Origin of the sequence: Rhizobium sp. EC-SD404 (genome assembly GCF_902498825.1) — a bacterium.
Taxonomy (GTDB): Bacteria; Pseudomonadota; Alphaproteobacteria; order Rhizobiales; family Rhizobiaceae; genus Georhizobium.
In genome coordinates this window covers 15,248-38,871 of sequence record NZ_LR701457.1, presented here as the reverse complement: position 1 = coordinate 38,871, position 23,624 = coordinate 15,248, and the positions used below count along the sequence as shown (strand labels likewise).

Genomic DNA, 23,624 nt, shown 5'->3' with positions numbered 1-23,624 from the left:
ACGATGAACGTCCACGCGACTGAAAGCGCCAAGATCGCTTCCAACCTGACATTAAAACTAACCGCCGTTTCGCTTCCTATCGTCGAGATGACCTGTGCGTCCTGCGTCGGGCGGGTCGAGAAGGCCCTGAACCGTGTCGAAGGAGTGGGAAAGGCGACGGTCAACCTCGCCACAGAGCGAGCCGATGTAACCTTGGTCCAGCCTGTCGATCAGGCCAGTCTGGTTCGGGCGATCGTAGACGCAGGCTATGAGGTTCCGAGCCGTTCGATCACGCTCGCTATCGACGGCATGACCTGCGCGTCCTGCGTGGCGCGCGTGGAAAAGGCGCTGCTTGCAGTTCCGGGCGTCGCGTCCGCCACCGTGAATCTGGCCACCGAACGAGCGTCGCTTTCGACCTCCGGCACAGTCACGGATCGCGATCTCGTCTCTGCAGTCGCCTCGGCAGGTTACGAAGCGCGTATGGTCAGCGGCAGCGAAGACAACGAGGCGCATGCGTCCCGAAAGCAGGCGGAGCAAACCGCTCTGGGCCGCGACGTCACTGTTGCGGCCCTCCTGACGCTGCCTGTATTCGTGCTGGAAATGGGCTCGCACCTCATCCCAGCGGTTCATGACCTCGTCATGAACACCGTCGGCATGCGCGAAAGCTGGTATCTGCAGTTCGTTCTGACGACAGTGGTGCTGTTCTGGCCAGGCTTGCGCTTTTACCGGATCGGACTACCGGCGATCATCAAGGGCGCGCCGGACATGAATTCGCTGGTTGCGGTCGGCACGCTGGCGGCCTGGACCTACTCGGTCGTGGCGACATTTGCGGCGCAGCTTCTGCCCCCAGGCACCGTGAACGTCTATTTCGAGGCGGCCGCGGTCATCGTCACGTTGATCCTTCTAGGCCGCTACCTCGAGGCTCGGGCCAAGGGCAGGACCTCAGAAGCGATCAAACGCCTTGTCGGTCTCCAGCCGAAGACAGCGCGCGTTCGACGCGATGACGAGGTTGTCGAGCTGGCGCTTGCTGACGTCGTGACAGGCGACCTTGTCGATGTCCGCCCCGGAGAGCGGATTGCCGTGGACGGCGAGGTCGTTGAGGGCGCGTCCTTCGTCGACGAAGCCATGATTACGGGCGAGCCGGTGCCGGTCGAAAAAAGGCCAGGCGCGACCGTGGTGGGCGGCACCGTCAACCAGACTGGTGCGCTAACATTCCGCGCAACCGCAGTCGGTGCCGACACGATGCTCGCACAGATTATTCGCATGGTTGAGGAGGCGCAGGGATCCAAGCTTCCCATTCAGGCGCTCGTTGATCGCGTGACGCTATGGTTCGTGCCTGCCGTCATGGCGGCGGCAGCTCTGACCTTCTTCGTCTGGGCGGTGCTCGGCCCGGAGCCTGCGATAACCTTCGCGCTCGTCAATGCGGTCGCCGTGCTGATCATCGCATGCCCCTGCGCGATGGGCCTCGCCACGCCCACGTCGATCATGGTCGGAACCGGGCGTGGCGCTGAGATGGGCGTGCTGTTCCGCAAGGGCGAAGCGCTGCAGTCGCTCAAGGACGCCCGCGTCGTCGCACTCGACAAGACGGGAACGCTCACCGAAGGCAAGCCCACACTCACCGACCTGGAGACCACTGTCGGTCATGCCCGCGAAGAGGTGCTGGCGTTGGTGGCCTCGGTGGAGAGGAAATCGGAGCATCCGATCGCGCGCGCCGTTGTCGAAGCCGCTGAGGCAGACGGGCTGAAGCTGTCCGATCTGGCCCGGTTCGAGAGCATCACGGGTTATGGCGTCAGCGCCGATGTCGGCGGACGCCACGTTGAAATCGGAGCCGATCGGTTCATGGCGAAGCTCGGGCTCGATGTAGGGGTGTTCGCGACAATTGCCGCGCGGCTGGCCGACGAGGGCAAGTCGCCTCTCTATGCCGCCGTCGACGGCAAGCTTGCAGCAATCATTGCCGTCGCCGATCCGATCAAGTCCTCCACGCCCGAGGCAATCCGAGCCCTGCACGCCCTAGGATTGAAGGTTGCGATGATCACCGGCGACAATCGGCGCACGGCAGATGCCATTGCACGACAGCTCGGGATCGACGAGGTTGTGGCCGAGGTGCTGCCGGACGGCAAGGTGGAAGCCGTCAGAGCGCTTAAGCACCAATACGGCGGGCTAGCCTATGTCGGGGACGGCATCAACGACGCGCCCGCATTGGCCGAAGCCGATGTCGGCATCGCCATCGGTACGGGAACCGACATCGCCATAGAGGCTGCCGACGTGGTCCTGATGTCGGGCAGCCTGATGGGCGTTCCCAATGCGATTGCGCTGTCCAAGGCAACGATCCGGAACATTCGACAGAACCTGTTCTGGGCCTTTGCCTACAACACCGCGCTTATCCCGGTTGCGGCAGGTGCGCTCTATCCCGCCTTCGGCTGGCTCCTGTCGCCAGTGCTCGCGGCTGGAGCCATGGCGATGTCGAGCGTGTTCGTGTTGGGCAATGCGATGAGGCTGAAACGCTTTCGGACTCCAATCGCCGACGTCGGTCGATGACGAGGCATTGTAAAATGCGCCGCATGGCATGCGGTGGCCGTCTGCGGTAGACATGGCTCGAGCCACCGTGAGGGATCGCGCTGGACACCTCGAAATATGGAGGAAGAGATGGATCTGATACTTTCCCGTCGAGGCTTCATCCTAGGTGCATGCGCTGCATCGGTTGCCGCAGCGGTCCCCACCATGGCCGACACACGACCTGCTCTCCATGTGCTGAAGGATCCGAACTGCGGATGTTGCTCGGCCTGGGTCGAGATCATGCAGGCAGAGGGGTTTGAGGTGACTGTCGAGGAGAGCATGGGCACGACGCTTGCGCGCTACAAGATCGACAACGGCATCCCGCAAGGGATGGGTTCTTGTCACACCGGCAGGATCGCCGGCTACATGATTGAAGGTCATGTCCCGCCCGCCGATATCCGGCGGCTGCTTCAGGAGCGACCGGACGCCATTGGCCTCGCCGTGCCTGGGATGCCCTACGGATCGCCCGGCATGGGCCCGGAGATTAAGCGCGAGGCCTATGAAGTGTTCCTGATCCGACGCGATGGGTCGACCGAAGTCTTCTCCAGCTATGGTGCGGCCTGAGTCCCGAGCGTCTATTGCTTGTATCGGACGCCTATATCAACTCTCGTATTGGCTCGATGATGATGTGAGGTCCTGCAGGTTGCCGGTCGCGCTAGTTCGATAAGGGTGACCCGCTTCAGGAGACGCGTGGCAAGCGGTTGCCATTCCGTTGTCCGCACCCGGTACGATCGTTGACTCTAGTATACGCAGGTCGGGAAGTATTCTCCCACTGGCGCCTTCCGGGCCGTACCCAGACGGTCCGGTTATGGGCGCTGAAAACTGAGTAGCTGCCGTTGAGTTTTAGCTGATCGCGAAGACGACCTTCGACCGCGCTCAATCCGTTTTGAGAGCTGCTGTAGCTCCTCGGCCTCCAACTTCGCTTTTGGCGATCCAGGTTTTACATGAAAAACCGCATCGGCCATCATGGGAAATTCGAAGTCAGTCGGGAACACCAACCGACGGGCCGGAGTCATGGTCTGCAGACGTTTCGGTGTCAAAACCCAGCTCTTCTGAACCAAGTCTGCCCCGGGAAGCCTAGGAAGATTGCGGGCCAGATCGGCTCGATCACTATGCTGAAGAAAGCGCTGGAGAGTTTCAGTCCAATACCATCTGGATCCATGCCCGCAGCTGCGGAGCCGCATGCCAATAAGTAGTTGAGCCCGAAAACGCCAGCTATTGTCTTGGATCAAAAACAGCGATCTTCAGTGCAACACTGCGAGACGACACAGGCGGCAGGGGTCCTTGATCACGATCTGGCTTGGTCGCGGTAGTTCAATCAGCCCATCGCGCTTCAATTGCGAGATTGCACGGCTCACCGTTTCCAGTGTGAGGCCAAGATAGTCGGCCATTTCCTGGCGGGACATGTGAAGGTCATGAATGCGTGTAGCGTAGCCGGATGGAGGTGCGCCCCGGCAGACACGACCGGCGCATTCGCGCACGAGGCGCATCAACATGCTGGAGACGCGCTCAAGCGCCGTTTTCTTGCCCAGCAGCGTGACATGATCATGCATAGCGCCAAGCTTGCGTTGCACCCCGCGGGAGAACCCTTCGCACCAGACGGGGCAGCTTTGCGCCTCTCGGATGCGCCAAACAGTGATTTCGCAGTCGGTTAGCGTTTCAGCAAAGCAATCCTGGACATTACCATCCCCAAAGCCAAAATAATCGCCGGCGTCAAGAACATCGACGATCTGACGCCTTCCGTCTTGCAGTATCTGGTAAAGCATAACGACGCCGTGCCCGAGCCGGTAGACGCATTCGGCAGTATCGCCTTGCTGGCAGATGATTTCACGGGCCAGAAAGCTGCGGCGCATACCCATTGCGGCGGCAGATTTCTCTTCGCCTGAAGGTGTGATGGCAAACAACATGGGCTGGCCTCTCCGGAATTGGGTACCGGAAGACTACGCTCTTGCTCCCTGTCGGAATATTCGGCCTAACTCTCAGGGAAATCCCCTACCCCATCGCTTCCGGCATCTGGATGAGCGCCAGGAGTTCAGCAGCCTGAAACGGCTTCGGTAATAGCGCCGCGCTTCCGGTCTCCCCGCAACTCGCTTTCATGGCTCGGCCCTTCAATCCCGTCAGAACGATAAGCGCGCACCAGCTGTGTTTTGCCGCCACCAGTCTATGAGTAGGCCTGCCTCGCCGGGCGGCAGATCTTGATCGACAATGACCATATCATGACCAGCTACCCCGCTTTGCCGGAGAGAGCGCAAGCCGGCTTGGGCCTTCACCTCGTATCCATGCATTCTGAGGATGACCATCAGCGAGTCCCTCAGGCCAGGGTCCCCCACGACGATGTGCAGGCTCATGAACAGTAGGCCCTCGCTGGATGGAACGAGCGCCCATTCTGCGAGTAACCGCCACGACGGTCTTGAGATGCATCAAATAGCGGATGTTTTCACCTTCGCTTGGAGTAGACGATCCGCAGGAGGTCGGCGAGCGTTCGGGCCCCGAGCTTGGCCATGATGCTCTTACGATGCGCCTCCACCGTTCGCGGACTGATGCCGAGTGCAATCGCAGCTTCTTTGTCCCGAGCGCCGCCGACGACCTGCGCGAGCACTTCCGCCTCCCGCTCTGACAGGCGATCATCGCCCGCAAAACCCGATTGGAAACTATCAGCCGGTGCCCCATCGATCGCCTGTCTGACACGCTCGATCAGACGATCGACATCAAATGGTTTTTCAAGAAAGTCGAGTGCGCCCAACTTCACAGCTTGGACCGCCATCGGAATATCGCCCTGCCCGGTGATGACAATGACTGGTGCGGGAAAACGGCTTTGCTCGAGAACACGCAGGATGTCGAGGCCCGATCGACCTGGCATATGCACGTCGAGAAGGAGGCAATCTGGGAACCGATGGGCGATGGCACGAACGAAGGCATCGCCTGATTCGAAGCCCTGCACCTCATAGCCTTCCATTCGCAGAATAATACCGAGCGCATCCAGCACGGCCGCGTCGTCATCGACGACATGAATCAGCTTCGCATGATCAGTCATGACCGGAGCTCTGCACTGCTGGATCTCCGGCGGGCAAGGTCAACTCGAAACGAGCGCCGCGGCCGTGTCCACCAGGATCTACAGTCAGATCACCCCCGTGGCTTTGCGCGATTGAACGCGAGATCGCCAGACCAAGGCCCATACCCTTCCGTTTGCTGGAGGAGAAGGCTTTGAAGAGATCCTGCAAGGCATTCGGCGCTATGCCACGGCCGTTGTCGCCGACGACAACCTTAGCCCTCCATCCGTCATATCTGGTGTCTATGTTAATTTCTGGTCGCGGCTGCCCTTCCACGGCATCAAAGGCATTGCGGAGAAGGTTCACGAAGACCTGCTGAACCTGTATTGGGTCGGCCCTGATCAGCGGCATCTGCGGATCATCAGTCCGTGTGATCGTCACACCGTCCGAACGACGCCCCATCTTGGTCAGTTCGACCGCCTCATCGAGAAGGCGTTCGAGGTCGACCATGCGACGTCGCTGATCGCCGCGGTCTAGAAAGCCTCGCATGCGTTGTACGATGCCAGCCGCGCGCTGAGCCTCGCGTAGTGCATTGTCGAGGGCCTGCGACCGCAGATCATCGACGGTCCATTCCTTCGATAGACCGCGCTGAACAGCCTCTAAATAGAGCATTAATGCCGTCAAAGGCTGATTCAGTTCATGTGCGAGCGCGGCGCCCATTTCATCGATCGCAGAAACGCGGGCCATATGGACAAGCTGGCTTTGAAGGTCGCGCATACGCTCCTCTGTGGCCCGCCTGGAACGCAAATCGCGAATGATACCGATGAACTGGCGGCCATCCGGCGTCTGCGCCTCGCCGACCGAAAGTTCGACAGGTATAATTGCTCCGTCACGATGCATGCCCTCGACCTCACGGCCAATTCCAATGATGCGGCGCTCTCCCGTGTCACGATAATGCGAAAGATAGTCGTCATGCTCTTTGGCATAACGCGAGGGCATAATACATTTGACGTTCCGTCCGATAACTTGCTCGGGCGGATAGCCAAAGAGCTTTTCGGAGGCCTTGTTAAAGCTCAGGATCGTCCCGCGTTCGTCGATGACTACGATGCCGTCGACAGCGGTATCGAGCATACTCGCCAGCCGCGCCTCGGACACCGAATTATCTTTCACAGAGTGAACCTTGTGACGCAGATTGAAGGTTGCGATGTTCGGCGTGACTTTCACTCAATCTGTCAAGTCTGTCACGTCTGCGTCAAGTGCGGTCAACAACAGAACAACTGATCTGCAATTGACGGTCATTGGTGACGATGATGACCGCAACCCCTTCCAACGCGCCTTGGGTGCCAAGCGGAGAGCCAGTTTCCAATGAAGCAAAACTAATTCCATCAAAGGCATGCAACGTTTAGGAAATTATACCGGGAAGACGCGAACTTATCACCCCACAAGCGGCTAGGTATTTGCGTCTGGGCCGCGGTCCTCTCAGATGATGATCGCTCACGCGACGGATCAGCCGCTTTGGCCGAATGGCCACAACTATCGCGCAAGGAAAGTCGGTATTTCCGGCGCATCAATCATCATGCTTGTCACACCTCCAAACATGCGCTGACGTAACCGTGAATGTCCATAGGCGCCCAGCACCAACATATCGGCCGAAGCGTCGCGGGCGTGCTGCATCAGAACGGCGCCGGCCATCTCGCCTCCGCTCGCCACTCGTTCCACCGTCACTTTCGCCCCATGACGTGCGAGATAGGCCGCGACGTCGGCGCCAGGTTCCGGTCCATTTGCCCGATCTGACGTTTTTGGATCGACAAGCACGATGCGTACGTCGTCGGCCTTATCGATCAAGTCTAGCGCCTCGCGCACCGCACGCGCGGCTTCGAGCGTCGAATTCCACCCAATCACGATACGTTTTGGCGAAAGCGAGACCGCAGCGCCTCTCGGCATCAGGAGAAGCGGACGCTGCGCATGAAACAAGACACCATTTGCCACGCGATATTTAAGATGGTGGGTTGCAAGCAAGTCGGGCCCGATCACCGCGAGGTCGCAATAGCGTGCGCGTAGCCCAACGGCCTCATCGGCGCTGGCCGTTTCTACGTAATCAGATGTTATATCAGCAGAGAGCCCACGTTGCTGCAGGAGACCCTCAAAGGCCTCGACGCAATCGCCGAGCTGCTCCACGTCCGCTTCGCGCTCGGCCAGCCACGCGTCTGAAATAACGGAAGCATAATCGCCGACTGGCGGTGGCGCCGCGATGCCGATGATCATTACGCTGAGATGCGCGTTTGCGCTCTCACAGAGCTCCATCGCAAGCTTGACATCACCGTCTCGCTGCTCGTGGCCGACTATGTTCAGCACAGTCTTGAACGTCATGGTCGTTCTCCTGGGTCAAAGCCGCGACTCCTGCATACAGCGATCGAACGTGAGTGGGCTTGCGCAAGATCAAGTTCTAACGAGTTTTGGTGCTCAGCAATGCGGCCATCGGTTATTCTCCACCAGTGGCGCGAGGCCCGAGGCAAGCGTGAAGAGCGCAACGAGGGCGACGATGCGGCGATACTGATCAAATCACTGGTGACTGAGGTCTGCTTTTGGACACTGGTCCAAGAAGCTTGAACGACTTATCAGGGGCCGATACCGGACTGTCCGGTTGTGCATCTCTAAAGCCGAATAGCTGCCACCGAACGCGGGCTGAATTTGCCGACAGTTTCTGCCCCTATTGGGCCACTTGAATAGTCGATCGTCCGGCTAAAGCGGACTTAGGCTGAACCGCGCAAATTAAGGAGCAGACTTCAAGGCAATCGCCAGTAAGGGTTGAATTCAGCGAATAATTACAAACTTAAAACTACCAAGTGCTTGGTGCTGTTCATGACCACTCCCTGGGAACCGCCCAGTGTTCCACAAGCGCTTCGACACAGTCGAAACACTCAAGTCGACGCCCCGGCAGAAAAACCGAGGTCAGATCAAAGGCTCTTATTGTTCCTTTCCGATGCCTACCGTTGTCTGCGCTCGGCAGTCGACTGAAAACTGTCAGGGTTCCGCTGGGTCCCCAGGCAGCAGTGTTTTTGATGAATTCGGCATCCACACTCTTCATCTGCTGAGTCGATCTTGGAAGCTTATACATCTGGTGCCCTTGCGGTGGTGGAAGCACACGAGATTTGCGACGCGGACCCACTGATAATCACGGAGTCGCCTTGGCGGGTGTGCCAAATCCGCTACGCTCCTCATTTCGGCATTCAGCGGGATAGCCTCTGGATATAGTCAATAATCGCTTCAGTTTGTTGGGGTGTCGCAATGAACTCGGGCATGTCCGGATGCCCGACGTAAATCCCTTCGGCGAAAGCCTCCTCCAAAGCATCAAGTGGATAGCGCTCGTGGAGATCACGAAAAGCTGGTGCCGCGGGATGTTGGCTGCTGTCCGCGATGTCGATGGCGTGACACCGAGAGCAGTTCGCTTCGACAAGATCCCTGCCAGCAGATGCAGAAAGGACAGGCGTGGAACATGTCAGATAAGCAGCAACGACGACAAGTATGGAGCTTAATAGCCGCTGATAGAATGAGGTGTTGCGTCTGCACATTGTTCCGCTCTCCCAAGCTGTCTTCTGCGTTGAAGGTCGTTCTTCGATACCCCTCGTCATGTCCTCACGGTTATCTGTGATCTGAACCGGTTCATCCTGATCTCCGCTAGCGTCGGATGGTTGCTGGTCGGTCGGATTGGTCCAACGATCTATTCCACCTCTGCCCTCATGGACACGAGGTGACGTGTACTAACACCGCCTCACCCCTCATCGGGTTCTGCCCGACGGGTCGACATTCCAAGCATGCTGTAGAGCGGACACGTGCCTAAGACCCCGGTTAGAAGAGGCACAAAGCCAAGAAAGCTCCAATAACGCCAGTCGCTCGCCGGGTAGGCAAAGAAAAGCGACAAGATCGCTAAGCCGACGCCAATCCTGATCACCCGGTCGATTGGGCCAACATTGCTAGAAAACATGGCAGTCTCCTATAGATGGATCCGATGCCATGCATTCAATCAGCATGGCGATACGTTCGCCTTGATCGGGATCAAGATTAACCGTCGCATCCTGTTCAGAGGAAGAAATACCCGCCGACCGATTGGAAACAGGTCACTACCCGATGGTCACCGCCAGGACGATGGCACGATACATCGTAGCCGTCTCGAGCATGCCCAGAGGTCTCGCAACGAGATTGGCCACGCTGTTCGGTGTCGGACTGCGAACTGACCGAGACATTCTCGCCCGCCGTCATGGACATCGCGTCCGCCACCAGACCAGCAACACCTGCCACCAGAACCTCGGATGTCGCGGCCGACGCCGCGCCAACCCGACGATCAGGCTGGCGCTCGACACGATGCCGTCATTCGCGCCAGCACCGCCGCCCGCAGCCAGCCGATGCGGGAAACGAGATGGGACTCGGGATGTGTGTGAAGGCGCGACATGGCAGGCCTCGGGGATTGTTCTTAATTTCTACGTCTTCAGCTTCTACTTTGGTAGTTAGAAACAGCGGTGTTGGAAATTAGAAGGCGATCGCCGGATTAGATCCGTCGGTCGGTAATAAACACCCAGCTAGAGCAAATTCTGACATATCGTACGGTTAAGTATTGCAAGCGCCTTGACCTGGATCAGTACGTCTCGGGAATCAGGGGGTAATATTATGTCAAATCCAGTCAAGTGCCATTGAATCACCTTGTGTCCTCGCGGAATTGATCAAGCACTTCGGCGATAGCCGTTTCTGGAGGAGTGGCGACCGACGCCGGCACAAACCCTGGGTTTGGGGGAGAGAAAGCATGGCTATCACGGGTCTCGAAGGGGCGCCGAAGGCCGATAGCAGGTCATCCGGCAAGCTCGGATTGGTCGCGCTTGTCGCCCTCGTCGTAGGTTCAATGATTGGCGGCGGCGTTTTCAGCCTGCCGCAGAACATGGCCAAGGGTGCATCTCCGGGTGCCGTCGTCATCGGTTGGCTGATCACCGGCATCGGCATGCTTGCGCTGGCCTTCGTCTATCAGGGACTGTCGACCCGAAAGCCTGCGCTCGACGCGGGTCCCTATGCCTATGCCCGGGCCGGCTTCGGCGATTTCGTCGGCTTCAACAGTGCCTGGGGCTACTGGCTCAGCGCGTGGCTGGGCAACGTATCCTATGTCGTGCTGATCTTCGGTGCCCTGAGCTATTTTTATCCAGCCTTCGGCGCCGAGGGGAACACGGTTCAGGCGATCATCGGCGCCTCGGTTGTTCTGTGGATCACCCATGCGCTGATTCTTATGGGTATCCGACAGGCCGCCATCATCAATGTCGTTACTACAATCGCGAAATTGCTACCTATCCTGCTGTTCATCCTGCTCGTGACGTTGGCGTTCAACCCGCCGAAGATCAGCACTGATTTCTGGGGGACACAGACACCCGACCTTGGCAGCATCATGGACCAGGTCAAAAGCACGATGCTTGTCACGCTCTGGGTCTTCATCGGGATCGAAGGCGCAAGCGTCGTTTCCGGCCGCGCCGCCAGACGGGAGGACATTGGTCGCGCCACGATCATCGGATTCGTCATCGCGCTCGGCGTCTATTTGTGCGTATCGCTGCTGTCCTTCGGCGTCATGAACCAGGCTGAACTCGCCGCCCTGCCTTCGTCGGCATCGATGGCCAACGTGCTGGAACAGGTCGTTGGTCCCTGGGGTTCGGTTCTCGTGAGGATCGGGCTTGTCATCTCGGTGGCTGGCGCGTTCCTGAGCTGGACGTTGTTTGCCGCCGAAATTCCTTATCGCGCGGCAAAGGAGGGCATGCTGCCGAAGGTGTTTGCGACCGAAAACGCGAATGGGTCTCCTGCCGGGTCGCTGTGGATCACCAACATCTTCGTGCAGATATTCCTGATCGTCACATTTTTCGCGAACTCGACCTATCTCGCCCTGTTCTACATCGCCTCGACCGCGATCCTGGTGCCTTACGTGCTCTCTGGCGCTTATGCCTTCAAGCTGGCGCTGAGCGGCGAAAGCTATGGGGCGGGTGAGGGGCGTGGCCGCGACATGTTCACCGGCGCACTGGCCACGGTTTATGGCGCGTGGCTGATCTATGCCGCAGGGCCGAATTACCTACTGATGTGCGCCATCCTCTATGCCGTCGGGGTTCCGGTCTACTGGTTCGCCCGCTCCGCAAGGGGCGAAAAGGCCTTTTCCGGTATTGAGGCGATGATCGGCACAGGAATCGTGATCGCGGCAGGCATCGCCGCCTACCTGATGTGGACCGGCGCCATTAGCGCGCTTTGACCCCTTGAATTGAGGAACCCTGAGATGAACGCGGAAATGAAACTCGGGGTTCATTCGGAAGCGGGTAAGCTGCACCAGGTCATCGTCTGCCGCCCGGGCCTTGCCCATCGGCGCCTGACGCCCGCCAATTGTCAGGAACTGCTGTTCGACGACGTGTTCTGGGTCAAGCAGGCACAAAAGGATCATGACGTCTTTGCCGCAACCATGCGCGACGAAGGCGTCGAGGTATTGGACGTCAACGTGCTACTGGCCGAGACATTGGAGACGGCGGAAGGCCGCGCCTACGTGCTGGACCACAGGATCAGCGCCGATCAAGTCGGCGTTGGCATGATCAGCGAATTGCGCGGCTGGATGGATGAACTGCCGGGCGCCGACCTGGCGGAATGCCTTCTGGGCGGACTGGCCGCAGACGATCTGCCATTCAGCCCGACGGGTCTGTTCGGCGGCTACCTCGGCCATCACGGTTTCATCCTGCCGCCCCTGCCCAATGCCATATTCACGCGCGACAACTCGGCCTGGATTTATGGTGGCGTTGTCGTGAACCCGATGTACTGGGCTGCACGCCGCCCGGAAACCTTACTAAACACGGCAATCTACCGGTTTCACCCTACGTTCGCCAGCAAGGCCGAAATCCATTGGGGCGATCCGACCAACGAGCACGGGCTGGCCACGCTCGAGGGCGGCGACATCATGCCGGTCGGCAACCGCACGGTTTTGGTAGGCATGGGCGAGCGGTCGTCGCCACAAGGCATCGGGCAACTCGCGCAAGCGCTTTTCGCCAAGGGTGTTGTGGACCGCGTTCTGGCCTTTCGCATCCCGAAATCGCGCGCAGCGATGCACCTCGACACCGTGTTCACGCTGTGCGGCGGGGATGTGGTGACGACCTTCAAGGAAGTCGCCGACGAACTGACTTGCTACGACATCCGTCCCGGCGAGGGAACGGCGCCGCTGGCGTTCCGCCACGACCCGCGCCCGATCTTCGAAATCGTGGCCGAAGTTCTTGGCTACAAGAAACTGCAGATCGTGCCGACCGGCGGCAATACCCAGGAGGAGCGGGCCCGTGAGCAGTGGAATGACGGCAACAACGTCCTGGCGCTGCGCCCCGGAGTCGTAATCGGCTATGACCGCAACGACGATACCAATGCAGCTCTCAAGGCCGTCGGCGTCGAGGTCCTGGCAATTCCTGGTGCGGAGCTTGGCCGTGGGCGCGGCGGCGCACACTGCATGAGCTGCCCGACCATCCGCGAAGCAACCTGAATTCAAGGGGGCGAGACAATGGCGTTCAATCTGAAGAACCGCAGCCTGCTGACGCTGCGCGATTATTCTCCAAGGGAAATCAGTTTTCTCCTGAAGCTCGCGGCCGATCTGAAGACCGCGAAATATGCCGGCACAGAAGTGCCCAGGCTGCAGGGCAAGGATATTGCCCTGATCTTTGAGAAGGATTCGACCCGGACCCGCGTTGGCTTCGAGGTCGCTGCCTATGATCAGGGGGCTCGCGTCACCTATCTCGGACCAACCGGTAGCCACATCGGCCACAAGGAATCGGTCAAGGACACCGCCCGGGTTCTGGGGCGCATCTATGATGCGATCGAATATCGTGGATTTGGTCAGGAGATCGTCGAGCAACTGGCCAAATATTCCGGGGTGCCGGTCTACAACGGACTGACCAAGGAATTCCACCCGACCCAGATTCTGGCCGACTTCCTGACCATGCAGGAGCATATCGAGAAGCCGCTGCACCTGGTGTCCTATGCCTTCATCGGCGACGCAGCCAACAACATGGGCGACAGCTTGCTGATCGGTGGCGCCAAGATGGGCATGGACGTGCGGCTTTGCGCGCCCAATGCCTGCTGGCCGTCAGCGGGCATCCAGGACGAGGCGCGCGCCATTGCCACGGAAACCGGCGCGCGTATCACGATCACCAACGATATCGATGCAGCCGTCAAGGATGTCGATTTCGTCTACACCGACGTCTGGGTCTCGATGGGGGAACCGCAGGAGAAATGGGGCGAGCGGATCGAACTGTTGATGCCCTATCAGGTCAACGCGGCGCTGATGGCCCGAACCGGCAATCCTCGAACCCGCTTCATGCATTGCCTGCCCGCCTTTCATGACACAGAGACATCCGTGGGTGCCGACATCGAGGCCAAATTCGGCATCAGTGCGATGGAAGTGACCGATGACGTGTTCGAGAGCCCGGCCTCGATCGTCTTCGAACAGGCCGAGAACCGGCTGCATACGATCAAGGCGGTGCTTGTCGCCACGTTGGGTGTTTGAGGTGCTGGTTGTCGTCGCCCTTGGTGGCAATGCGTTGTTGAAACGCGGTGAGCCGCTGACGGCTGAGGCGCAGCGTGCCAATGTGCAACAGGCTGCCAAAGCCCTGGCCGCGATCGTACGGGCGGGACACGGTCTGGTTGTCACTCACGGCAACGGGCCGCAGGTGGGCCTTCTGGCGCTGCAGGGTGCCTCCTACAAGCCCGATGAGGCCTATCCCCTCGACGTTTTGGGCGCCCAGACGGAGGGCATGATCGGCTACATGATCGAACAGGAACTCGAAAATGCGCTCGGCCATGACCGGCCGGTGGCGACGCTGCTCACTCAGGTCGTCGTGGATGTCCACGACCCGGCCTTCGGAAAACCGACGAAATTCGTAGGCCCCGTCTATGAGAGGGAAGAAGCCGAGACACGCGCGAAGGCCGCAGGTTGGGCGATTGCAGCAGATGGCCCAAAATGGCGGCGCGTCGTGGCCTCGCCTGGGCCGATGGAAATCCCGGATCTGCGTGTGCTCAAGCTTTTGCTGGAACAAGGGGTGATCGTCATCTGCGCTGGCGGTGGCGGCATCCCTGTCGTCCGTCGCGGCGATGGCAGCCTGATCGGCATCGAGGCGGTCATCGACAAGGATGCAGCCAGTGCACTGCTTGCCCGGCAGCTCGGGGCCGATGCGCTCCTGCTTCTGACCGATGTCGATGGCGTCTATCGCGACTTCGGCACGGAACGCGCGGCGCGGATCGCCGAACTGACAGTGGTTGAAGCGCTTGCCTTCGATGCGCCCGCCGGTTCCATGGGGCCAAAGCTGCGCGCCGGATCTGATTTCGCTATGGCCGGCCGCTTCACCGGCATCGGTCGGCTGGAGGACGCCATCGCAATCCTGGACGGCCGTACCGGCACGCGGATCATCACACCGGACGAGGCTCGGGAAGAACCTGGTGGGGCGCTCGTCTGACACATTCAGCGGCTTTCCGGACGGCAACGGGAGCAAGGTTCGGCACTATCGACGAATAGTTCTCCGCCAGGGGTTTGCCCAAGGCGAATATGCTCCGGAACGAAGTGCATGGCGTTCACGACGCTGCCCGGTCAGGTTCATCACAGGTTTGTTTTCCTCCAGGAGAGGTCTGCAGTTTGACATTGTCCATTACGAAACCGCAGGGGTCAGCACCGTTACGTCAGGGCCTGACCAAGGCCGAGGCCGAGGCCCGGCTTGCTGCCGAGGGCTACAACGAACTGCCGCGTGCGCGTCGTCGCACACCCTTTCGGATCGTGCTGGAGGTCCTGCGCGAGCCGATGCTGGCGCTGCTGATCGCAGGGGGTGTCGTCTATCTGTTGCTTGGCAGCCTGGAAGAGGCGCTGGTTCTGCTGGCCTTCGCCTGTCTGTCGGTGGGTATCACCGTGGTGCAGGAGGCGCGGACCGAACGGGTGCTGGAGGCGCTGCGCGACCTGACCAGCCCGCGGGCACTGGTCATTCGGGGCGGAGAGCGCCTGCGGATCGCAGGGCGCGAGGTGGCGCGCGGCGACCTGATCGTGCTGGCCGAAGGCGATCGCGTTCCTGCCGATGCAGTGCTGGTCGAGGCAACGGGGCTCTCTGCCGACGAATCCCTGCTGACCGGCGAGGCCGTTCCTGTCCGCAAGAAGGTCGGAAAGCCCGATCCAGACACCCGTCCGGGCGGCGAGGATCTGCCCGTGGTTTTCTCGGGCAGCCTGATCGTTGGCGGATCGGCCATCGCCGAGGTCACGGCAACCGGGACCGTCAGCGAGATCGGCAAGATTGGCGCCTCGCTCGCGCAACTGGAGACAGAGACTCCGCATCTGCAGCGCCAGATGCGCAGTCTGGTCATCTGGTTCGCCGCGCTGGGGGGCGCGGTCAGCGTGGCGGTCGTGGTCCTTTATGGACTACTGCGCGGTGGCTGGCTGGAGGGAGTTCTTGCGGGCATCGCCGTCGGCATGTCGATGCTGCCCGAGGAATTCCCTATGGTGCTGGCGGTCTTCATGGCGATGGGGGCGTGGCGGATTTCCAAGGTCAGGGTGCTGACGCGGCGTGCTTCGGCGATCGAGACGCTGGGCGCGGCCTCGGTGCTGTGCACCGACAAGACCGGCACTCTGACCGAGAACCGCATGACGATTGCCGAATTGCGCCTTGCAGACGGAACCCCGGCCACGATCGCCGAAACGGCCTTGCCAGAGGCCTTTCGCGAGCTTTCGGCAGCGGGGGTCATGGCTTCGGCCCCCGAACCGTTCGACCCGATGGAGAAGGCGTTTCATGCGCTGGCCACAGCGGACCTACGCGCCGGAGAAACCCTGCCTGGGGCGGGCCGGAGGCTGGTGCGCACCTATGGCCTGTCACCCGATCTGCTGGCCATGTCGCAGGTCTGGGCAACTGATGGCGCAGGCTGGCAGATCGCCGCCAAGGGCGCACCCGAGGCGATCGCAGACCTGTGCGCGCTGGACACGGCCGCCCGCGCCACGGTTACTGTGCAGGTGAACGACATGGCGCAGGCGGGCCTGCGGGTACTGGGGGTGGCCGATGCCGCGTTTTCCGGCGCCGGCCTACCAGACAGCCAGCGCGCGTTCGCCTTTCGCTTTCTGGGCCTCGTGGGTCTCGCCGATCCCCTGCGCACCTCGGTGCCCGAGGCGGTGGCGCTGTGCCGCAGCGCAGGGATCCGGGTCATTATGATCACCGGCGACTATCCGGCCACGGCGCAGGCCATCGCGGCGGAGGCGGGATTGCAGGGCGGCCGAGTGATCGCCGGGGCCGAACTTCAGGCGATGCCGGACGCTGATCTGGCTACCGCCGTGCAGGATGTCAGCATCTTCGCCCGCATTATGCCGGAACAGAAGCTGCGCATCGTCAACGCGCTGAAGGCCTCGGGCGCCGTTGTGGCCATGACAGGCGACGGCGTGAACGACGCGCCGTCGCTGAAGGCGGCAGATATCGGCGTGGCGATGGGCGGGCGCGGAACGGATGTGGCGCGCGAGGCGGCCAGCATCGTGTTGCTGGACGACGATTTCGGCTCCATCGTCACCACCGTGCGATTGGGGCGGCGGATCTACGACAACCTGCGCAAGGCGATGAGTTTCATCCTGGCAGTGCATGTGCCGATCGCAGGGCTGGCGCTGATGCCGCTTCTGTTCGGGATGCCGATCCTGTTCGGCCCAATGCACATCGCCTTTCTGGAAATGGTGATCGACCCGGTCTGTTCTCTGGTCTTCGAGGCTGAGACTGAGGAGAAAGGCGTGATGGACCGCCCGCCGCGCCCGCCTGCCGAGCCCCTCTTATCTGTCCCCACCATCCTGTGGAGCCTGGTCCAGGGTGCGATGGTTCTAGCGGCGACCGCCACGATCTTCGCGCTTGCCCCCGGTTACGGACTGGAAGCCGATCAAGTGCGGGGTCTCACCTTTGCTTCGCTGGTCTTTGGCATCGTCGCGCTGATCTTCGTGGACCGCTCGCTGTCGTTCTCCGTCATCACTGCAATCCGGCGGCCCAACCGGGCGCTGGCGGTTGTGCTTCCGATTGTCGCTGTCCTTCTGGCGGTCACCTTGTTCTGGCAGCCCGCCCGCGACCTGTTTGGTTTCGCGGCACTGGACCCGGTATTCCTGGCCGTCCCTCCACTTGCGGGGCTGGCGGTGCTGCTGGTGCTCGAGGCGCTCAAGCCGATCTGGCGGCGGACCGTCCGCGTTAGCGCAAAATCGCAATAGCGGATCTGCGGAAGGTGCTGTTGGACGAATGGTCTGACGATCGATCGTCCACTTTCTGTGGATAGATTTATTCCACGGCTTCAGTGCCCGGATATACTAGGCACGGTATAGCCGTTCCGGACGGCAACACGGATCTGGGATTCGGCGTCGGGCAATCGCATGAAGGCCTCGGATTAGGTTGTGTCATAGGATACTCCTTTCGCCGCTCAGCCGCTCTTGCAGCCCCAGAAGGACGTGTGATCGGCGGCGAAGTAGCCGTCCGCGACCCGGAAGTCCCCTGCAGTTCGACGGTATCGCCGGCCGACAGCGCGGCCTGGCCTTCCCGGCTAACTCGCACGCGAGACCGCCGCTGGTCGAACCGACACTCGCGCCCATGCTGTTAAAGGTTCTGCCGGGCGAACCAGGCAGGTGAGTTAGATTGGCAAGCACGCGAAGAAGGTTGGCCGCTTCACAAGCCTTCCGCCATCTTTGCTCGTTTTTAAGGGATACCAATGGGCTAGGAAGTTACCATTCACATCGTTCATCCGGATAAGGGCATCCGACGCTCAATCGGCCTCACGCTGGCGCTCGGAGGGTTCGTCGTTCGCTTTCACAGCAACCTGAGCGAAATTCTGGATCCGCAAAGCAGCTTCTTGACAGGATGTGTCGTGATCGCTGGCGCCAAGAGGTCTCCATCCGAAGCCCAGTGCCTGCATGAGTTGCGGGCGAGTGGACTCCATCTTCCTGTTATTTTTGTCGTAGACCACGGAGATGTGAAGGCTGCCGTCGCGGCTTTGAAGGCCGGAGCTGCAGATTATCTGCAGTTCCCGTTTGAAGCGCAAATTCTGCTCGGCGCGGCTCGCGCAGCCCTCAATGCTACCCTGACCAAAAACACGTCCGATCTCGAACAAAGCCAACTACGGGCACGCCTGTCACGTCTTACGCCCCGCGAAGTCTGCGTATTACGCGGCGTGGTCGACGATCGCCCGAACAAACTGATTGCTCATGAGCTCGACATCAGTCCGCGCACCGTCGAGGTCCATCGCGCTAGTGTGATGACAAAGATGAACGCCCGCAGCGTTGCCGAACTCGTGCGCACGGTGATTGTCGTGGAAGGTGATGCCGCGATCCACAACTTGCCGCCGAACCGTCAAAATGGCGCATCGCATTAAATAGCTTACTAAGTGATGAGCATAGCAACGACGACGGCGCGATGCATCGTAGCCGTCTCGAGCATGCCCAGAGGTTTCGCAAAGGGTCAGGCCACGCAATTCAATGGGCGAGCAGCACGGGTAGATCTGCGTTGGCGAGCACCTCGCGCGTGCTGCCTCCGATGATCCATTCCAACAGCCGCGAATGCCCATAGGCGCCCATGACCAGTAGATCGGCGTTAAGGTCGCGTGCCTTGGACAGCAGAACCAGGCCCGCATCACGACCCTTGGAGTCGACGATCGCGACATCGGCGCTGATATCGTGATGCGCGAGATAGCTGGCCACATCGAAGCCCGGCTCTTCCCCGCTCGCCCATTCCCGAGCGACTGGATCGATCATGCAGATGGTTACGGCATCGGCACCGACAAGCATGTCGAGCGAGGCAGCAAGGGCGCGCGCAGCCGGGATGGAGCCATTCCAGCCGACTAAAACGCGCCTGGGTTTCAGCGTCACCTTCGCCCCGTCTGGAACGAGCAGGAAGGGCCGACCGCTGCGAAAGATCAATCCTTCGAGAATGCGGCTATGGAAGAGGGAGTTTGGTCCTTTCGGCGGTGCTGCGACCGCGAGATCGGCATAGCGGCCGTACAACCCGGCAACGTCGGCGATATCAATTGTGTCCACCATCAGGCGCAGCGCTTCGCCGTTGCAATCTCGGCGCTCCAGTTGCGCCGAGATTTCCGCAACGCGGCTGTCAAGGGCCGAAGATATCTGCTGCTGTGCCTCTTTCCATTGTTGCCAGGTTTCCTGACGCCGGGTGCCGATCGGCATGAGCGGCGCATCCGCGACAACGACGCAGCGAACGTGCAATCCGTCATCCTGGCCCATCGCGATCGCGCTTTCCAGAAGCGTCGACGGATCGTTTTGCTCGATCAGACAAAGAAGAACGCGTGGCATCATGCGGATTGTACCCCCGGAAGAATGAGCAGGCATTGTCCGTCGAACGCTAGCACCGCAGCTGCCTGGCTTAGTTGATACCAATCAAGTTTCGCTGCGGCGTACGAAGCGGCGCCCGGTGTTGACCCATATCAACGGCGTCCGTCTCGTCGGGGCATAGACTTGCATCTTCAAGGAGGACTTTGTCATGGAACGATATGGATGGCAGGATTGGGTGATCACGCTTCTGGGCGGCTGGCTTGTTGTCTCGCCATTTGCACTGCGCGCCCTCGGATATGAAAGCGGGCCGGCGCTTCCGGCGGACTGGAATGCCTACATCGTCGGCGTCCTTGCGCTGGCCCTCGGGATCGCTGCGCTGCTGGCGCGGCGGATCTGGGAGGAATGGGCCGATGTTGCGCTTGGTGTGTGGCTTATGGTGTCGCCCTGGGTGCTGGGCTTTACGTCCGATCGTCCGATGACGACGAATGTCATCGTTGTCGGAGGGCTCATGATCCTGGTGGCTGCATCGACCATCGCCACAGACCGGACGTCCCATGCGTGAGGGACCCAAGAAGCCAAATGGGCTCGATCTCGATAGTATGCGGCGGGTGATGGAAGCACGCAGGGAGGAACTGGATCGGCGCCTCAGCAAGATTGGCGTCGATCTCGCCCAGCCGGGCGACAGGGACTTGGAAGATCAGGCCATCCAGCGCGAGAACGACGAGGTGCTGGAAGAGATGGGCGAAGCCGGCGTGGAGGAGCTGCGGCAGATCGAAGCTGCGCTTACACGGGTGGAAAAAGGCACCTACGGCGTCTGCACGCGTTGCGGCGAGCGGATCGACGAGCAGCGCCTGAAAACACTTCCGTCGACCCCCTTTTGCGTAGCGTGTGCCACAGAACTCTGAACAACTGGAGCTTCGATGATCACGCAGATGAGTGGCGAGGACTGCCTGACGCTTCTCTACAAAGTCCCAACCGGACGGCTCGCCTGTGCGCTTCACGACCAGCCTTACGTGGTTCCGATCCAGTTTGCGGCCGAACCTGGCCATCTCTATAGCTTCACCACCCTTGGCCAGAAAGTCGAGTGGATGCGGCAGAACCCGCGCGTCAGCGTTCTGGTAGATCGGATCGATCACCCGGAGTGCTGGGAAAGCGTGATAATCACCGGACTCTACGAAGAGATTTCTCCGAACAACGGCTATGAGGGGCAACGCGATCATGCCTGGTCGCTGCTGCAATCGAATGCAAGTTGGTGGGAGCCCGGCTCCCAGCAGACTCGGATCGGTGACACAGATCGTCCGCTCGTGCCGGTCTTCTTCCGCATCGCCATCGTCGAGATGACGGGCAGACGGTGCAGGGGTGACGAACACGCCGAACAGCCAACAGAGCCGACCTTCTTTGAGAGGATGATCCGACGAATTGGATCGCGAACTTGACCCTGATCAAAGCGCGGGACCGGCGGTGTTATAGAAGAGGAAAGACCGAGAGGCTGGTAGCTGGCTCGTCCCAAGGAGGACCACATGCTCGACAAGACACTCAGGCAGACCATCATTGACGCACTGGATTTTGATCCTGGCCTGCATTCCGCCGACATCGGTGTCGCGGTGGAAAACGGCGTCGTCACGTTGACTGGCCATGTGCCGACCTATGACGAAAAACTGACCGCAGAAGATCTGGTCAAGCGGATCAAGGGCGTGCGTGGTATTGCGCAAGAGATCGAGGTGCGCCCCGCCGGTACGCATCGCACCGCCGATGACGAGATCGCAAAGCGGGCGCTGAACGTCATTCGATGGAACACCACGGTTCCGGACGACCAAATTCAGGTGAAGGTGCAAAGGGGCTGGGTCACGCTCACAGGCCGCGTCGAATGGCAGTACCAGAAGAATGCGGCGGCCGGCGCCGTGCGCGGTCTGGTTGGCGTGATCGGCGTATCCAACATGATCGAAATCCGGCCGCGCGCCGAGGCGACCGACATCAAGAAGCGCATCGAAGCTGCCTTCAAGCGCGATGCCGAGTTGGAGGCCCAATCGATCCAGGTCGACGTTCACGACGGAAGAGTGACGCTGGAAGGCCATGTGAAAGTGTGGGCCGACCGACAGGCCGCCGAACGTGCCGCGTGGTCGGCACCGGGAGTCACGGCTGTCGAGGACCGCATAACCTTGGCCTGAGAGCGTTTCGGGTAGCCGTCGTGGAAAACGCGGCCGTCGGGAGGGCGGCCGCGTTTTCATATTCCGTCAACTTCCATCAGAGCGACGGCCCGCGGACGATTTTCTACCGATCGCCGCTGAAATCAGAATGGTTCTGCTGCCGCAGGTCTGCATGCAGAAGACATGCCCTTCGTCGAGATCAGTTGACCGCTGCGATATAGCGATGACGGTCGGAACGAAGGTGGGTGAAACAACTGACGAATGGTCGAGTTCGCACCGCAAATTGATTTGTATTAAATTACTTTCTTCTTCAAGAGATACGGCTTCACTGGGTCGGGCAGGCTGAAACTTCTTTCAAAGAAGATGAGGAGCGAACGATGGCCTACCGTAACCTTTCAACTGCGATCGCCATGTCTCAGCATTGCAGCAATCTGAGATCCACCTTGCACACTGGGCTTTCAGCGGAAGCACAGCTGCAAATGAACAAACTGGCGCGTATCAAATCTTATCGCAAAGGCGAGACCATAGTAGCCCAAACCGATGATATGAACATTATTGGCACCGTGCTCAATGGTGTCCTTAGGTCGAACAGGACATCCAGTGACGGGCGCCATCAGATCGTTTGCCTATTGCTGCCGTCCGACGTTTTCGGCCGCGTCTATATCCGCACGTCCCATGTCAGCATCGAAGCAGCAAGTGACTCGACCGTCTGCACCTATGATCGTCAAGCGATCGAGAAGCTGATGGCTCAGTTCCCTGAGATCGAGCACCGGATGATAGTCGTTCTCTCCCAACAGCTGGATGCTGCGCATGACTGGATGCTGATGATCGCGACCCAAAGCGTTCTAGAGCGTGTGGCAATGTTTCTTCTCATTTGCCGCAACGCCGGGCTGTCTAAGCCTCATCTTGATAATTTGTCGGTGACAATTCCTATCAGCCGCGGAGACATGGCAGCACATCTCGGAACGACGATCGAGTCGATCTGTCGCGCGCTACAGACGATGAAAAAGCTGGGCGTCATACGGACTATTCTGCCCACGCAAATCGAGATTATGAACCTTGATCGCTTGGTCATCATGTCGAATTGCGGGCTGGAAGACGCCGAAGCATCGCTCGATGACTTCGAGATCAACAAAGACCAAGGTTCCGAACGCATCCACGCGTTAACGGTCCTGACGGACAGCGCACCGAAATCGGTGCATTAGCTTGTGAGCGGTCAGAGTTCATTTGCTGAGTCTGAAGACGTGGGGTGAAGGGGCACCTTAGCGTCGAAAAAGAACATTGCCCGAATGGCCGGAACCAGTGAACATCGCGGACAAGATTGTCGGCCAACTGGCCAAGCGCATTTCCGGATACAGACGGTCCGGTCCTGGGCGTCTTGGACTGAATAGCGGTCCGATAAAGCAGCACTGATCTCGCCGAGGCTTCCGACATAACGTGGGTGGTTAGTTCGGTGTGGCCGCGGCCCGGTACCCGCCATTCAGAATGAATCCGACTCTTGGGATCGATGGGGCCTCTGCGGGTCGTTTGTCTAGGCGAAAATCAGAAGAGGTTTCCGTTTCGAGACGCCAGCAGTGCAGTTGTTCTCGCCTGAAGAACGCCGGGGAACTCGTGGTCTGCTCGCAGACCCGCCGCCACCCATCGCTCGCC

20 protein-coding genes and 1 pseudogene are annotated in these 23,624 nt (G+C 60.0%); 13 read left to right on the top strand and 8 right to left on the bottom strand.

The window, feature by feature from the left end:
• The first annotated feature begins 3 nt into the window (after window positions 1-3).
• Window positions 4-2,517, top strand: coding sequence for a heavy metal translocating P-type ATPase (locus tag GC125_RS00630; RefSeq protein WP_151983260.1), 2,514 nt, complete (start codon window positions 4-6; stop codon window positions 2,515-2,517).
• A 108-nt stretch (window positions 2,518-2,625) separates the two neighbouring features.
• Entirely contained in the window at window positions 2,626-3,099 is a 474-nt protein-coding gene (locus GC125_RS00625) for a DUF411 domain-containing protein (RefSeq protein ID WP_199864388.1), read from the top strand.
• A gap of 680 nt (window positions 3,100-3,779) precedes the next feature.
• Here GC125_RS00625 and GC125_RS00620 read toward each other — a convergent pair.
• The 7 genes and pseudogenes from GC125_RS00620 to GC125_RS00590 form a co-directional block, all read right to left on the bottom strand.
• Entirely contained in the window at window positions 3,780-4,442 is a 663-nt protein-coding gene (locus tag GC125_RS00620; RefSeq protein ID WP_151983258.1) for a Crp/Fnr family transcriptional regulator, read from the bottom strand.
• Between the two features lie 530 nt (window positions 4,443-4,972).
• Complete coding sequence (locus GC125_RS00615) at window positions 4,973-5,569, bottom strand: response regulator transcription factor (RefSeq protein ID WP_151983257.1); 597 nt, start codon at window positions 5,567-5,569, stop codon at window positions 4,973-4,975.
• Complete coding sequence (locus GC125_RS00610) at window positions 5,562-6,749, bottom strand: PAS domain-containing sensor histidine kinase (protein ID WP_286165307.1); 1,188 nt, start codon at window positions 6,747-6,749, stop codon at window positions 5,562-5,564. Before GC125_RS00610 ends, GC125_RS00615 begins: the two co-directional genes overlap by 8 nt.
• A gap of 309 nt (window positions 6,750-7,058) precedes the next feature.
• Window positions 7,059-7,895, bottom strand: coding sequence for a universal stress protein (locus tag GC125_RS00605; RefSeq protein ID WP_151983256.1), 837 nt, complete (start codon window positions 7,893-7,895; stop codon window positions 7,059-7,061).
• 860 nt (window positions 7,896-8,755) lie between these two features.
• On the bottom strand, window positions 8,756-9,097 hold the full coding sequence (locus GC125_RS00600; RefSeq protein ID WP_151983255.1) for a c-type cytochrome: 342 nt from the start codon (window positions 9,095-9,097) through the stop codon (window positions 8,756-8,758).
• A 200-nt stretch (window positions 9,098-9,297) separates the two neighbouring features.
• The gene (locus GC125_RS00595) at window positions 9,298-9,510 is read right to left on the bottom strand and encodes a YgaP family membrane protein (protein WP_151983254.1); all 213 of its coding nucleotides are present in this window, start codon (window positions 9,508-9,510) and stop codon (window positions 9,298-9,300) included.
• Window positions 9,511-9,719: 209 nt separating this feature from the next.
• Window positions 9,720-9,975: pseudogene (locus GC125_RS00590) on the bottom strand (VIT1/CCC1 transporter family protein); the annotation flags it as partial.
• Between the two features lie 348 nt (window positions 9,976-10,323).
• Between GC125_RS00590 and arcD the strand changes: the two are divergent.
• The 6 genes from arcD to GC125_RS00560 all read left to right on the top strand — a co-directional run bounded on the left by arcD (window position 10,324) and on the right by GC125_RS00560 (window position 18,914).
• The gene (gene arcD / locus GC125_RS00585) at window positions 10,324-11,793 is read left to right on the top strand and encodes an arginine-ornithine antiporter (protein ID WP_151983253.1); all 1,470 of its coding nucleotides are present in this window, start codon (window positions 10,324-10,326) and stop codon (window positions 11,791-11,793) included.
• Window positions 11,794-11,817: 24 nt separating this feature from the next.
• Window positions 11,818-13,050 (top strand): arginine deiminase, encoded by a 1,233-nt coding sequence (locus tag GC125_RS00580; protein ID WP_151983252.1) that lies wholly within the window; start codon window positions 11,818-11,820, stop codon window positions 13,048-13,050.
• Between the two features lie 18 nt (window positions 13,051-13,068).
• Window positions 13,069-14,070 carry an ornithine carbamoyltransferase gene (locus tag GC125_RS00575; RefSeq protein ID WP_151983251.1) on the top strand — a complete coding sequence of 334 codons (1,002 nt, stop codon included), beginning with the start codon at window positions 13,069-13,071 and terminating at the stop codon, window positions 14,068-14,070.
• Between the two features lies 1 nt (window position 14,071).
• Entirely contained in the window at window positions 14,072-15,016 is a 945-nt protein-coding gene (arcC, locus tag GC125_RS00570; RefSeq protein WP_151983276.1) for a carbamate kinase, read from the top strand.
• 182 nt (window positions 15,017-15,198) lie between these two features.
• Window positions 15,199-17,763, top strand: coding sequence for a cation-translocating P-type ATPase (locus GC125_RS00565; RefSeq protein WP_502706023.1), 2,565 nt, complete (start codon window positions 15,199-15,201; stop codon window positions 17,761-17,763).
• Between the two features lie 647 nt (window positions 17,764-18,410).
• On the top strand, window positions 18,411-18,914 hold the full coding sequence (locus GC125_RS00560; RefSeq protein WP_151983250.1) for a response regulator transcription factor: 504 nt from the start codon (window positions 18,411-18,413) through the stop codon (window positions 18,912-18,914).
• A gap of 100 nt (window positions 18,915-19,014) precedes the next feature.
• On the opposite strand, the gene GC125_RS00555 is transcribed toward GC125_RS00560, so the two are convergent.
• Entirely contained in the window at window positions 19,015-19,851 is an 837-nt protein-coding gene (locus GC125_RS00555; protein WP_199864387.1) for a universal stress protein, read from the bottom strand.
• Window positions 19,852-20,035: 184 nt separating this feature from the next.
• Here GC125_RS00555 and GC125_RS00550 point away from each other — a divergent pair, with 184 nt between their 5' ends.
• From GC125_RS00550 to GC125_RS00530, 5 genes are all read left to right on the top strand, one after another.
• Window positions 20,036-20,389, top strand: a complete 354-nt coding sequence (locus tag GC125_RS00550) for an SPW repeat protein (protein ID WP_151983248.1) — start codon at window positions 20,036-20,038, stop codon at window positions 20,387-20,389.
• Window positions 20,382-20,732 (top strand): TraR/DksA family transcriptional regulator, encoded by a 351-nt coding sequence (locus GC125_RS00545; RefSeq protein WP_286165305.1) that lies wholly within the window; start codon window positions 20,382-20,384, stop codon window positions 20,730-20,732. The genes GC125_RS00550 and GC125_RS00545 overlap by 8 nt, the downstream gene beginning before the upstream one ends.
• A gap of 15 nt (window positions 20,733-20,747) precedes the next feature.
• Window positions 20,748-21,263, top strand: a complete 516-nt coding sequence (locus GC125_RS00540; RefSeq protein ID WP_151983247.1) for a pyridoxamine 5'-phosphate oxidase family protein — start codon at window positions 20,748-20,750, stop codon at window positions 21,261-21,263.
• Window positions 21,264-21,347: 84 nt separating this feature from the next.
• Complete coding sequence (locus GC125_RS00535) at window positions 21,348-21,995, top strand: BON domain-containing protein (protein WP_151983246.1); 648 nt, start codon at window positions 21,348-21,350, stop codon at window positions 21,993-21,995.
• 356 nt (window positions 21,996-22,351) lie between these two features.
• Complete coding sequence (locus GC125_RS00530) at window positions 22,352-23,179, top strand: Crp/Fnr family transcriptional regulator (RefSeq protein ID WP_151983245.1); 828 nt, start codon at window positions 22,352-22,354, stop codon at window positions 23,177-23,179.
• Window positions 23,180-23,624: the final 445 nt, after the last annotated feature.

Coding starts and splice junctions, on each gene's coding strand:
- GC125_RS00630 (WP_151983260.1), top strand. CDS start 4: ATGAACGTCCACGCGACTGAAAGCGCCAAGATCGCTTCCAACCTGACA.
- GC125_RS00595 (WP_151983254.1), bottom strand. CDS start 9,510: ATGTTTTCTAGCAATGTTGGCCCAATCGACCGGGTGATCAGGATTGGC.
- arcD (WP_151983253.1), top strand. CDS start 10,324: ATGGCTATCACGGGTCTCGAAGGGGCGCCGAAGGCCGATAGCAGGTCA.
- GC125_RS00580 (WP_151983252.1), top strand. CDS start 11,818: ATGAACGCGGAAATGAAACTCGGGGTTCATTCGGAAGCGGGTAAGCTG.
- GC125_RS00600 (WP_151983255.1), bottom strand. CDS start 9,097: ATGTGCAGACGCAACACCTCATTCTATCAGCGGCTATTAAGCTCCATA.
- GC125_RS00625 (WP_199864388.1), top strand. CDS start 2,626: ATGGATCTGATACTTTCCCGTCGAGGCTTCATCCTAGGTGCATGCGCT.
- GC125_RS00575 (WP_151983251.1), top strand. CDS start 13,069: ATGGCGTTCAATCTGAAGAACCGCAGCCTGCTGACGCTGCGCGATTAT.
- GC125_RS00540 (WP_151983247.1), top strand. CDS start 20,748: ATGATCACGCAGATGAGTGGCGAGGACTGCCTGACGCTTCTCTACAAA.
- GC125_RS00620 (WP_151983258.1), bottom strand. CDS start 4,442: ATGTTGTTTGCCATCACACCTTCAGGCGAAGAGAAATCTGCCGCCGCA.
- GC125_RS00545 (WP_286165305.1), top strand. CDS start 20,382: ATGCGTGAGGGACCCAAGAAGCCAAATGGGCTCGATCTCGATAGTATG.
- GC125_RS00555 (WP_199864387.1), bottom strand. CDS start 19,851: ATGATGCCACGCGTTCTTCTTTGTCTGATCGAGCAAAACGATCCGTCG.
- GC125_RS00535 (WP_151983246.1), top strand. CDS start 21,348: ATGCTCGACAAGACACTCAGGCAGACCATCATTGACGCACTGGATTTT.
- GC125_RS00530 (WP_151983245.1), top strand. CDS start 22,352: ATGGCCTACCGTAACCTTTCAACTGCGATCGCCATGTCTCAGCATTGC.
- GC125_RS00605 (WP_151983256.1), bottom strand. CDS start 7,895: ATGACGTTCAAGACTGTGCTGAACATAGTCGGCCACGAGCAGCGAGAC.
- GC125_RS00615 (WP_151983257.1), bottom strand. CDS start 5,569: ATGACTGATCATGCGAAGCTGATTCATGTCGTCGATGACGACGCGGCC.
- GC125_RS00550 (WP_151983248.1), top strand. CDS start 20,036: ATGGAACGATATGGATGGCAGGATTGGGTGATCACGCTTCTGGGCGGC.